This is a genomic window from Yersinia similis (genome assembly GCF_001053095.1).
Classification (GTDB): Bacteria; Pseudomonadota; Gammaproteobacteria; order Enterobacterales; family Enterobacteriaceae; genus Yersinia; species Yersinia similis.
Map to the genome: position 1 here is coordinate 103,433 of NZ_CGBP01000008.1, position 13,157 is coordinate 116,589.

Consider the following 13,157-nt stretch of genomic DNA (forward strand, 5'->3'; position numbering starts at 1 on the left):
ATCTTTAACAAAAACACCCCTCTCATTATAAATAATGATAGCAAACTAACAAAGACGGTGAATATTATTTATTAATAGCCACTGAATCTCTCATTTACCTTAGTGGACATAACTGTTATTAATAAACTTGTATCAAGTCTAATTCCATATCTATTTATTGTTTTAATAATACATTCAGGGATCCCAAAACTTTTTAAATGCACTCTAAACTTATGAATTAACTGGTGGTAGTTATTATCTGAAATACTTTTATGGTTTTCGTACCATACTACTTTTATAATATCTTGCTTTCTATTTACATCGTTAAACAAACACATAACCAGTCTTTTCTGTTTCTCATTAATATCAATGCTAACTTTTCTTGTGTGAAAATGGATTTTATTCATACAGCAATCCAAAGACATCTCTTTTTCATAATCAATGACTCCTTTACCATTGATATCAATGAATTTACTACCAGAGACAACAGAAACCGTATCAACATACATAGATAACCCTTAAAATTATTCATTAAGTTTATAACAACCGATCACGTTAAAGATGTGATAAGGAAATACGTGTTTATTATCGTTGTCATTCAATGAATAAAACCAATTAAATTATGTATTTTAACTATATTTAATGAATATAAATATTTTTTAATCAACTCACTAAGGATTTAGTTTCTCCACTATATGATAGATAATATATAAAAATCAAATAGTAAGCAATGAAGTTTCCTAAAAGCCAATTAAATAAAGAATATACAGAAATATACTTACCGACATGTCATTATTATTTATAATACTTAAAATCAATTTTATTCACTTATGTAACAGAAGATAATCACACGAGTAAAATACAATAATGAAAATAAATTTCAAGAAATAAAGTTAACTTTCAAATGACTGTTTAACTTTACAACTCAAAATACAGAATAATAACATCATATTGGCATTTAATTTACATAACTTATATGATGAATTTATTATTTTGATCTAATTCATATGTAATCGTTTAACTATCAATTTTGTGAAGTATTTATATTTATTCATAAAAGTAAATACATAAAGAAGACATATTGATTTTCGTGTTATTCATATAATCATACTTTTTAATTTCAGCCAAGCCTAACAAACCAATAAAAAAAGAAAAAGGATGAATAAATTAATGTCACTAATAGATATATGTTCTGACTTTCCCCCTGAATTATATCAAGGGGAAAGAAAAAGAGGAAATGATAGCGAAGTTACACTACATGAAAAACTCTACTTCTCCATTATTTAAATTATACATACTTCCAACGATTTTAACTTTCCCTTCTTGTTCTAACTTCCTGATTATTTCGCTATTTTTACGTATTTCATCCATAGTATTTTTGACGTTGGTTTTGGCTACGGCATCCACATACTTTTCATTCTTACTGCTTTTTTCACCATCAAACTGGGTCACTTCAATTGCCGGTCTGATTCTATTAAGAAGGCCCGTCAGATTACCTAATTCAACGTTATCTATCGCACCTTTTATTGCACCACAGGCAGTATGTCCCATAACGAGAATGACTTTAGCACCAGCCGCAGCACTGGCAAATTCCAAACTGCCCAGTAAATCATCATTAGCGATATTACCGGCAATTCTGGCATTAAATGTCTCACCGATCCCCGTATCTAAAATAATCTCTGCAGGTGCTCTGGAATCGATACAACTCAATATGACTGCAGCTGGAAATTGCCCTTCTGCACTGGCACGTTTTTGTGCGAGGTAATCATGCTGCAGTGCTTTGCCAGATGTAAACCGCTTGTTACCCTGTTTTAAACTTTCAACTATCTGATCTGGCGTTAACTTATCCCGTTCTTCTTGGGTCAGTGCCGCAGCATAAGATATTTGAGGTAATCCCAGACCAATTCCTCCGATAACGCCTGCAGCAGTCATGCCCAAGGCAGCTTTCAATACGCTTCGTCTGCTATTGGGATGATTTTCTTCTGAACAACAATCCGTTATCTTACTCATGAGACCTCCTGAAGTGATTATAACCCTAATGTATGCCGAACATTTAATATCCAGCGTTTTAAAGGTAGTACAAATTATTTGTCTCCACAGTTTATTTTCACTAAATTGCTAAAATAGTGAGCCAAGTAACAAAAAATAAGTACAGAAATTACAGCATCTTGCTCAATACGCGACGGCACTCTCTTATCTACTCAGTCAGTTGTCTGTAATGTCTGGCCCAATTGCATTCCCAGTAAAGCAAGATCCAAGCCTGTTTGGTCATGAGCAAGAAAAATTAATTTAATAAACGGGTCAATTCTCGTCAGTCACGAAAGCGCTATTACATGGCAGATAGCTTCCATTTTCTTACTGTAAATTTCAAAACCATGACTTAGTGCACTAATCTCCCTCCTCAGCCTCCTTGATCTTTTCGAATCCTTGTTATTATCTTTCTTATTATTTCAAAGTAATATTCCAAAGAGTTTTATCGGTAACCGATAGGGAGAGTAAACAAGACATGTATAAGACGCCCATTGTGGGCTGTTTGGTGGGATTAATGGTGGCATGGCTACCACCAGCGGCGGCACAACAGTTCGAATTGTTGGCAAGTGTTACATATCGGGATGCCAGATCAGACTTTCGATGACAGTCGACTGCAAGAAATTGTACGTATCCAGAATAGTGCTTAGCAATTCCAATACACTTTACTAGCAGCCGAAGATCACGCCTTTACCCTAGCTGAATACTGATTGATCGTTATTGACTAACGGATATTGATGAGGTTTACCGAGTCGTTCCTTAGAGGCTTCTTTTGGAAGCGACTTTTTACACTCCCTTTCATTTTTGTATGACAAACATCCCCACCACCTTTCGAACTCTTTTTTTTGTGTTTTTTTGTCTAATTTCGAAAATATGTGATTTCGGTTAATAAACTACAGACTTTCGATGTGTTATTTTGTGATCCATCGTAAGCACTCGAAAGCATATAAAGGATATAATCACACTCAAGGTACAAGCCTTCACCAGGTTATTAATCATAAAAAAGCGATTTACCTACAGGCCGGTCAAAAAATTTCCGGTAACGGAGCTATCGATGCTGGAACCTCTCTTCAGATCCCGCAATGTAGCGTATTTCTATAATTACAAGGATTACATGTCATTATGAAAGCGAAGTTGTTAATCACCTCTGGAAAGTTGTTAGTCACCTCTGGAACTGCGGCCTGCCTGGGAATTATGGTTGCCTTGATGCCTGCTGATGTTCAGGCAGCAAAAGTGAATGCAACCCTCAGTTGGGTAACGGGGGATTATGGTACAACTTACGATTACAGCGGTCCACGTCTGGATATGACGATCAACCCGGATGGCTCTAACTGGTACTACGATCTCGGTTTTCGTAAGCAGTTGCACGATACCGATCAACGTTATCAGCGTATGGAAGTGAGTGCCGGTTATCGTTTCCGTTTTGCTGAAGGTTGGATCCAGCCCAGTTTTCGTATCCGTGAAGATTTAAGCACCTATGCGAGCGGAAACCGTACCACGATTAATTTTTATGATGCCAAGGTTGCGGGGCAATATCAGTTATCCGAACGTTTCGCTTTTGTCGGTAACATGATAGTAGGGATGGAGCGCGAAGAAGCGAACACCGCGTCTAGCCTAGTTGAGCGTAATTCTGATCGTCTGTCCTGGGAGATTGAGCCGGGTATCCGTTTTAAATCCAGCGCCAATACACAGATGACACTGAACTATTTTAATGCAGGTAAACGTAGCGATAAGGGTGAGACCTGGGGGTTATCTGATGACTCGAAAAACCAGCAGGTACGTTTCTACTTCAACTGGAATACGCCAATTGGTCTGGTGTTAACACCTTATGCACGTTACTCCCTGGCCTATGGTGAAACATCTGGCTGGTATGAAAGTGCAGCATTCAGTGAAACTAAGACCATGAGTAAAGTTGATCGTTTGGCATTACAGTTAGCTTACCCATTATCAGATACTTTCCGCCTTCAAGCCGAATATTATATTGAAAATGTGAAATATCAAGAAGGCTATACGATGGGTAAAGATGACTCACGGGTGAAATACATGAGAGTAGGTGTAAGAGCAACATTCTAAATTAACGAATACACCTGTTGATTTAAAGCTGCATTGATGTTATTTGCGATTTAAAATAACCCATAGCACCTATTTATATTCATTTTTATTCCTGTTTATTGGAAGGTAATGTCATGCATAATAAATTTAAGGCGAATACTCTCGCCATAAGTATCTCTGCGATTCTATTGTCGGTCTCTTTTAATACACTTGCCGTAGTTTGCCCACCAGAAGCGCCAGCAGGCAGTAGTTGTGATGCGTTCATCGCTAATGATGGCAGGGCTGTATCATTAGCTAATGATTTATATATCACCAATGGAAATGCATTAACTTATTCAGGTAGCACTCCCTTTGTAGCACAATATTTGCGTAAAAATATTATTGCCACCGGCACGGATGCACACGCGATTTATGCTGATGGGAACACGGTATTTAACAATAATATTAACCTCGAAAGAGGTATCAGTATTATCAGCGAGAATGGTACAGCAATTAAAATTGATGGTTCATTCTCACACACAGCCGCAACCCCTAACTTTGGTGTAGCTATTAAAGATGGCTCTATTGTTAGAGGGAATGGTGCCGCAATTGATTTCCGTGACGCTAAAACAGCTATGCGTATGGATATTAATGGCAGTATCTATGGCGATATACGAGGTAATGGTGTTGCAGGGAATAAGATTAACTTTGCCTATCAAGGTGCTGCAGCGAATGCCTTATTCGATGGTTATGCAATTTCAGGTGTTGAGAAATTAGAAAACTGGGGCAACCTGAGTATTATTGCAAAAGATAGAACCATCACTTGGAGTGGTGATTTTACGAATAAAAACAATGCCTCTCTTGACTTTAAAATTGGTGATGAGGTGGATTTAGCATCCCCCATTTTACTCGTTGAAGGTAAAACGGTATTTAATACGGGAAGTAAAGCCCTGTTTTCATATGTAGGCAGCAATATTAATGACATCGTGAATAAAGATATTATCCTTATCCAGTCCAATGGTGGGATGAGCGGGCCAATTGATGTTGCCCAAAATGAAATCACCGTGCTCAGTAACCTCTCGCCGTTATTAGCACAGACGGACTCTTGGGTGACTACGACAGACCCCATAGTGAACGGGGGAATAAGTGGTAATCAGTTAATCGTACGTTATGGTGTGAACTACGAAGGTACCGATAATTTCCTGGACCTGGCACTTGAAGGCGGGGCTAATAAATATCAGCTCAATGCAGCAAATTATATCGTGAGTTATGCACTCAGCCAATACAACAAAACTCAATCCGAAGCGAGTGGTGAATTACTGGCATTGTTGACGTCAGCCGGTAATAGTAGTGCTGGTATTGCCAGTATGGCCGATCAGATAACCCCGAATGCGGAAGGTGGTGAAGTCCGCGCTGCATTACGGATGGTAGATAAAATGCGCGATCAAATAGATAACCGCAGCCTCTATTTGCGTAATCAGTCAGCAGCAACTCCGTGGAACTTCTGGGCACAAACCTTATACGCTCACAGCCGTCAAAGCAGCGGAACGTATACGCCGGGATATCAGACCAATGGCTATGGTATTAATGTCGGTGTAGACCGCCGTTTTAATGATGAATCACTATTTGGTGTTTCTCTTGGCTATCAGAATGCCAATATTAATATTCACAGCTATGGTAATGAAAAAGATGTCGATAGCTATGAGCTTATGGCTTATACCGGCTGGTTTGATGATCGTTACTTCTTCAATGGTAACGTGAATATGGGATATAACAGTAATAGCAGCACCCGCAATATTGGTGAAAATACCGGTTATCAGGGGAATACAAAAGCAACGGCAGACTATAACAGTTTACAAATGGGTTATCAGGTCAAGGCCGGTATGACCTTTGATTTGGATGTGGTGAAACTACAGCCAAGTGTTGCCTATAACTATCAATGGCTCCGTGTGGATGACTATGCAGAATTCGGCTCACCTGCCAGTTTGGAAGTGGATCGCCAATCTTATTCAGTGAAACATTTAGGTGCTGGTTTAACCGCATTTAATACCTATGAGTTAGGGATGGGTTTATTGACACCGTCACTGACATTAATGGGTTACCGTGACCTGAATGATTCCGAGATTATTGTCAAAAAGGCCGGATTAACCACGAATCAGGGGAAAGGAAAAGGCCGTTTTATCGTTGAAGGTGATAGCGTCGGCAATAATATTTTTGAAGCAAAAATGAACTCTAATTTACAGTTAAAAAATAATCTTAGTCTGGATGGAAATATTAATTACTACAAACGTGGTGATTATAACGAAGGCTATATCGGTCTGAGTGTTTCTAAACACTTCTAAAATTTTGTGGTCAGCAGAAATAGTATCTTCCTCCTCTGATGACCACCTTTTTATTGGGTAGCGACGATTATGTATGCACCATCCAGGTTAAAACTTATTGCTCTTACCATTACTACATTATTAGGTACCGCGGCTTGTACACCTCATCTTTCGACCAATAATACAAAAAGTGCGAAAACAGAGGTGAATCAAAAAGCGCTGATGCAATCTTCGATTATTGATTTCGATGGCAATCAGCTGCCTGATTTTGTGACCGCCAGTTCAGGTTCAACATTATCTCTGAGCTCCACCCGCTATATTATGGGTCAACAGTCGCTTAAATGGGAATGGCAGGCAGGCAGTACGATGACCATTGAGCACCCTATTACACAAGTCACCGATCAGGTCGCGTCTAAAACCTGGGGGCGTAAAGCCACACAGGTGCTCTCTTTTTGGATCTATAACGAAACTCCGGTGGATGATTATATGATAGTCGATCTGGGGCGAGGACTCGGTCCGTCAGGGGCTCCGGATGCCGGTATCAAAGTCAAAATGAATTTCAGTGGCTGGCGCGCAGTGGGCGTGTCACTGCAAAATGATCTGGAAGGGCGGGAAATCGAAGGTATTGGCTTCGATGATAATGAAGAAGGTGAAAGCGGTGGACGTAGCACTATCGCGGGCGGTGCGAAAAGCGATATGGACAGCATCCGTTTTCGGGCGCCGCTAAAAGCAGCAGCGGGTACCTTCTATATTGATCGCGTTATGCTGTCTATTGATGATGCTCGATATCAATGGTCGGATGATCATGTCAAAACCCGTTATCAGATCCCGGAAATTGATTTTCGGTTACCCGCAAAATTGCCAACACCAACGGCAGGGGAAATAGCGGCAGCTGATGATATTCGTGATGCATTGATCCGCGTCTTTACCGAAGGTCAAAGCGGTGAAAATGGCTTGGTTTTGATAGATAATCGCGAGAAATTACGCGCTCATTTTGCAGCATTAAAAATTCACCGTGATGCCGCAGGCCAATTATCGGGTCGGCACATTATTACAGATAAACAAAAGGTGTTATATCAACCGGAGTTTATGGATGATGCTGATAAGAAACGTTTCAGCCATTATGTGCTTCTGGCCGATTACGCCACGCTGATGTTCAATATCAGCCGGGCCTACCAACGCAGTACATCAGAAGAAACTCGTCAGGAACTGGCTGATATGTATATCCTGATGACTCAACACCTGTTGGATCAAGGCTATATGGATGGTAGCGCACTGGTGACAACCCACCACTGGGGATACAGCTCACGCTGGTGGTATATCTCAGCTATGTTAATGGCGAATGAACTGGATAAACATCAACTGCGTCAGCCGGTTTCCGATGCGCTGTTGTGGTATTCCCGTGAATTTAAAGCCAACTTTGATATGATCCCAGGGCCGGAAAGCTCGGATCTGGACTATTTCAATACCCTATCCCGCCAACATCTGGCGTTGCTGATGCTGGAATCTGATCCGGCAAAACGTGTGGCATTACTCAAGCGCTTTGGTGAATACATCAATGTGGCACTTTCACAGACGCCACCGGGAGGCTACGACGGCTTGCGACCAGATGGTACGGCATGGCGTCATGAAGGTAACTATCCAGGTTACTCATTCCCTGCCTTTAAAAATGCCGGTCAATTGGTATATATGCTACATGGCACACCATTTGCGGTAAGTGATGAAGGGCGGGCGGCACTGAAAAAAGCCATGTTATCGGCATGGATCTACAGTAACCCGGCAACCTCACTGGGGCTGGCGGGGCGTCATCCGTTTAACTCTTCAAGTGTGACTCTGTTCCAAGATTCCTTCCACTGGCTAGCACTCACGGGTGATCCGAAAACCGGTGATAAAGTGGATAAAGCGCTGGCAGCCGCTTATCTGCAAATTACCGGAACACCGGAAAGTGAGAGTGAAGCAATCTTTGGTGTACGCATTGCTCCAGCAGAGCTCCCCCAAGGAAACTGGACATTTAACGGCGGTGCATTCGGGATCCACCGTTTCAGCGACAAGATGGTGACGCTGAAGGCGTACAACAGTAATGTCTGGTCGTCAGAGATCTATTATCGCGATAACCGTTATGGCCGTTATCAGAGCCATGGTGCAGTACAGGTCCTTCCGTATGGTAGTCAGAAAGAGATAGGTTTTGTACAAGATGGTTGGGACTGGAATCGCAATCCAGGCACAACCACGATCCACCTTCCGTTAGCTGAGCTGGATAGCCCTAACACGCATACCCTGATGTTACGTGGTAATCATCCATTCAGTGGTCACTCATCACTAAGCGGCAAATATGGCATGTTTGCCTTTAAATTTGATGCGCCATCTATGCCGAAATTTGACAGCAGTTTTACCGCGCGTAAGAGTGCTCTCGAAACTGAAAATCGGTTAGTTCTATTGGGCAGTAACATCAGTAACAATACGGAAAAATATGCTACTGAAACCACCCTGTTCCAACATGGTATTACAGATAAAGCCAGTGATCTCTGGGTGAACGGCGAGCGCATTACGGCATTGCCTTACCAGCGCGCACTGGAGGAAGGTGACTGGTTAATTGATGGCCATGGCAACGGCTATCTACTGACCAAAGGGGCGAAAGGTGAAGTACGCCGCCAGCATCAGGTTTCTGCCAATGATAAATCCCGTGCCCCTACTGGAGGCAATTTCAGTCTGGCCTGGCTTGATCACGGGGCGAAACCACAGAATGCACAATACGAATATCTGATGGTGCTAGAGGCAACACCAGAAGGTATGCAACAACTGGCCACAGATTATCGGGCCGGTAAGAAAGTGTATGAGGTGTTACGTCAAGATGCCTCCGTACATATTGTGCGTGATAACGTGACGCAGACGACCGGTTACGCAGCCTTTAGTTCTGTAACACCAGATGAAGGTGTGGTGAAAAATATTGCTCAGCCAGCCATTGTTATGACGCAAATACAGAGTAATGGTCAGCTTAAGATCAGCGGTGTTACGCCAGATCTGAATATGACCCGCACAACGAAAGCAACGCCATTAGCGATTTCCGTGACACTCAACGGCCAGTGGCAAGCCACGGAGAATAATCCGCAGGTGAGCGTAAAACCCGCGGGAAAGACCACGCAACTGGTGTTTACCAGCTACTTTGGTATGCCACAAGAGGTCACGCTCAAGCCGATGAACTAGCTCTCAGCGTTACATTATTTCTCAGTGTTACATTATTAAAACATGACTCAGGGCGCTTCGGCGCCCTGAGGTTATTGACAAAGTGCCCGCGACGGAGAGAACAGGCAGATCGTAAAGACGCCGTAAATACATCCATGTAGGCTCGAGCCGCGCCATCCTTGGCGCGGACGCTTTACTCCTCTGCCTATCCTCACCGTTCAAGATCACGTCATCGGGGTTTGTCAGCAGTCTGAGGGTGCTTCGGCGCCCTTTTACTATTACGTCTAAGTCATAACACCTGCGCCTGAGTAATAGTATTTGGGTCTGAGTGATAACATTACGTGTGATGATGAAGAGACCAGCAGGAATGACACAAGATCCGCGATAACCTCTTCCTGAGCAGATTTTCAGGAAGAGGAAGTCAGCAGTCGATCAGTGATTAAAGATAAGCATTAGCCGCATTAGCCGCAACTTCTGTTGGCCGCCAGACATCACCAGAGTGCTCCAGCCAAGGGATTAACTCGTCAGCAATCAATTGATTCACCAGAACCATATTTTCTGCGGCAATGTTTTTCATCTGGTAAGGATCATTTTTATTGTCATGCAGAGTATAAGTGAGCGGCTTGCCAACTTTACGATCGATGACTAACGTATAGCGATCTGTCCGCACTCCGCGCTGACCGTAAGATTGTCCACCATAAGGCATAAAAGTATACAACTGCGAGGTAGGACGTTTATCACCCGGGCGCCCGGCAACCGTATTAGAGAAATCCGTGCCTTCGATCTGATCCGGGATATGCTCGCTCATGCCCATCAGACCCAGTAGCGTCGGATAAATATCGGGGGCGGAGAACAGCAGTTCATCTTCCCGCACAGGCAGTTTTCCCGGCCAGCGGAACATCATAGGAATACGCATCGATTCTTCGTAATGTACATTCTTGGTTGGCTGACCGTTAGAACCCATACAGCAACCATGATCAGAGAAGAAAACTACCAGGGTGTCTTTATCCAGATTCAGGCGGTCTAGCTCAGCAACAATACGGCCAAATTGCTCATCGACACCGTTCACCATCGCCATATACTCTTTAAAATATTTTGGCCCGTAACCGTCCTGATAGGCTTTATCCCATACCACATTCGGACGGGTATTTAGAGATTCTGAGGTGTGGTCTTTAAAACGATCCAGGTATTTTTGTGGAACCTGATCATACGGTGAATGCGGTGGGTTCATGGAGACCACTAACGCGAAGGGTTGATCGTTATCTCGGTATTTCCCCCCCTCATTGCGCAGATACTTAATAGCGATATCGGCCTCATGCTCCGGGCTCCACTGGTTAATTTTTAGTGGGTTATCACGTGGCGTATCGTTGGTCCAGTACATAGGATTAAGATGTAAATCGTAAGTCCCGTAACTGTACCAAAAATCGAAACCGTGGCGTTTTTCCGGTGGCGTCCAGTCATTCCAATAACGCCCTTCCATTGGGTTGTTATAGCTTGGCACAAAGGGGGCTTCTGGTGCATCAAGATGCCATTTGCCGATGTAACCCATGCTGTATCCCTGTTTCTTCAGGATATCAGACCACGTGACCGACTCTTTTTTAAGTTCAATACCAAAATCTTTACCCCCAAAATTGCCATCAGCTCCCGTGTGGCAGTTGCCTTGTAAGCCATTGCGATAAGGATATTGTCCGGTCATTAGCATGCCACGGAAAGGTGTACACAGCGGATAATTGGACACCGCTTGTTTCAATACCACACTTTGACTGGCGAACTGGTTAATAAAAGGGGTAATTGAGGGGTCTTGTCCCATAAACCCCAGTGACTGGGTACGCATTTCATCCGGGAAAACAATCAATAGGTTTGGTTGTTTTCCGGTTTTTTTCGCGGGTACTGCGGCCTGAGCCGTACTGAGCACCCCCGTCGCGGCCGCGGTTGCCCCCAACGCGCCAGAAACTGCGATTCCTTTTAATAAATTTCGTCTTGTTAGCGACATGCTGTTACTCCAGAGAGAAATAGAAAATTTCTGTTTTAAAGAATCTAGCTGTATTACAAGTGAAACGGTTTCATTACTGGATGTTCGCTTTCCTTCTGATACTGAACATTTCGATACCGTTCGATAACCACAAATCGTAAACAAACAAAACAAAAAATGCTGTGTTTAGGATCACAATGAAAGATTAAGGTGCTTTACTTAAGTGAGGAAAAAATATGAATAGGCAATACATCATGTAATTGTGGTGATAAAATACCCAGGCCAGGTAACTTTTTTAAATAAAAAACAAATTAAATCAATTAATTGTATTTATTTTTCTTGTTTCTATGCACTCTTATGTCATTTATTTTCGTTTAAACATCAACCAATACATTCATACAATAAATCAAAAGGAGGCTAAAAAAGAATAGAGAGAGAGACAATACGTAATGATTTTCGTTTTTTTAACGAATATCATTATCGTTATCGATTATTTGTTAAAAATAATTGTGATCTCCGTTACGAAACCCCAGTCTTCAGGCTAGAATTTCGTGAAAATCAACTTCTTTATGTGTTAAGAATCACATTTCAATCTATTGTTTTTACATTATTTTATTCTTTTTATCTTTAGAGGATGTTTTTGATCTAATATCCCAATTGTCACGTCATTAGAAAGCCGTGCAGCTATAGATATGATAAATGTGTATGCGTAAGTTTTCGCAAACATAAAACCAATAAAACGAAGCTTTGTGAAAGAGATCATAACTTTTGATCTTTCTCATTGAAGATAAACGTAAGCGTAGTAATCTTAATTCGAAGCCAAACGAATATAATTCGATTGGCTTCGTAAGGGGACAGAAGTGAAAGCGGCAATCGAAAGGCGCATGGAAATCTTCAATATCGTAACCCAGCAAGGGAAAGCTCGTGTCGAAGATCTAGCCGAAAGATTCAATGTCTCAAGTGTCACCATTCGTAGTGACCTGAGTTTTTTAGAGAAAAACGGGTACATCGTCAGATCGCACGGTTCGGCTATTCCGAACACCGGCGTTATCGCCGAGCTGACTGTCCATGAAAAGCGACGCCGTAATTCCGGCGTGAAATCGCTGATTGGTCAGGCAGCGGCGAAACTGATTAACAGTGGTGACACCGTCATTCTGGATTCAGGAACGACCACACGGGAAATTGCGGCCAACTTGAGGTCGGTAGAGAACGTAGTGGTTATGACGAATGGTCTTGATGTGGCTATGGAGTTAGCATCAGCCCCCGGCGTGGAAGTCCTCATCTCCGGTGGTGTGTTGCGTAAGAGTGCGATGTCTTTTTCTGGTTCTCAAGCCGAAGCCAGCCTGAAAAACTTTCGTTTTGACAAAGTTTTTCTGGGTGTTGATGGTTTTGACTTGCGAGTTGGTATCACCACATATAATGAGCAGGAAGCGAGTCTTAACCGCCTAATGTGTGACATCTCGGAACAAATTATTGCAGTGGCTGATTCGACCAAATTTGGGAAACGTAGCTGCCACATGATTCGAGAGTTTGGTGATATCGATATTTTGGTGACGGATTCGGATATTCCTGAAGAGTATGTGCAGCGACTACGGGATATGCGAATTGAAGTGATCATAGCTGAAAAAGAGAAGTAACACCTT

The 13,157-nt window shown here is 42.3% G+C and carries 7 protein-coding genes and 1 pseudogene; 5 read left to right on the forward strand and 3 right to left on the reverse strand.

Annotated features, from left to right (window positions below; translation table 11 throughout):
• Positions 1 to 71: 71 nt before the first annotated feature.
• Both AC971_RS08405 and AC971_RS08410 read right to left on the reverse strand, forming a co-directional pair.
• Positions 72 to 488: a winged helix-turn-helix domain-containing protein gene (locus AC971_RS08405; protein WP_025381054.1), complete on the reverse strand. Its 417-nt coding sequence runs from the start codon at positions 486 to 488 to the stop codon at positions 72 to 74.
• Between the two features lie 745 nt (positions 489 to 1,233).
• Entirely contained in the window at positions 1,234 to 1,989 is a 756-nt protein-coding gene (locus tag AC971_RS08410) for a carbonic anhydrase (RefSeq protein WP_025381055.1), read from the reverse strand.
• 496 nt (positions 1,990 to 2,485) lie between these two features.
• Here AC971_RS08410 and AC971_RS25590 point away from each other — a divergent pair.
• From AC971_RS25590 to AC971_RS08425, 4 genes and pseudogenes are all read left to right on the forward strand, one after another.
• Positions 2,486 to 2,657, forward strand: a pseudogene (locus tag AC971_RS25590) (hyaluronate lyase).
• Positions 2,658 to 3,129: 472 nt separating this feature from the next.
• Entirely contained in the window at positions 3,130 to 4,080 is a 951-nt protein-coding gene (locus AC971_RS08415; RefSeq protein WP_025381056.1) for an OmpG porin family protein, read from the forward strand.
• 113 nt (positions 4,081 to 4,193) lie between these two features.
• Positions 4,194 to 6,380, forward strand: a complete 2,187-nt coding sequence (gene yapM, locus AC971_RS08420) for an autotransporter YapM (protein WP_025381057.1) — start codon at positions 4,194 to 4,196, stop codon at positions 6,378 to 6,380.
• Between the two features lie 69 nt (positions 6,381 to 6,449).
• A complete protein-coding gene (locus AC971_RS08425) occupies positions 6,450 to 9,563 on the forward strand; it encodes a chondroitinase family polysaccharide lyase (RefSeq protein WP_025381058.1) in 3,114 nt (1,037 codons plus the stop codon).
• A gap of 418 nt (positions 9,564 to 9,981) precedes the next feature.
• On the opposite strand, the gene AC971_RS08430 is transcribed toward AC971_RS08425, so the two are convergent.
• Positions 9,982 to 11,535 (reverse strand): sulfatase family protein, encoded by a 1,554-nt coding sequence (locus AC971_RS08430; RefSeq protein ID WP_025381059.1) that lies wholly within the window; start codon positions 11,533 to 11,535, stop codon positions 9,982 to 9,984.
• Between the two features lie 839 nt (positions 11,536 to 12,374).
• On the opposite strand from AC971_RS08430, the gene agaR reads away from it, so the two are divergent.
• Positions 12,375 to 13,151 (forward strand): transcriptional repressor AgaR, encoded by a 777-nt coding sequence (gene agaR / locus AC971_RS08435; protein ID WP_002209875.1) that lies wholly within the window; start codon positions 12,375 to 12,377, stop codon positions 13,149 to 13,151.
• The last annotated feature ends 6 nt before the right edge of the window (positions 13,152 to 13,157 follow it).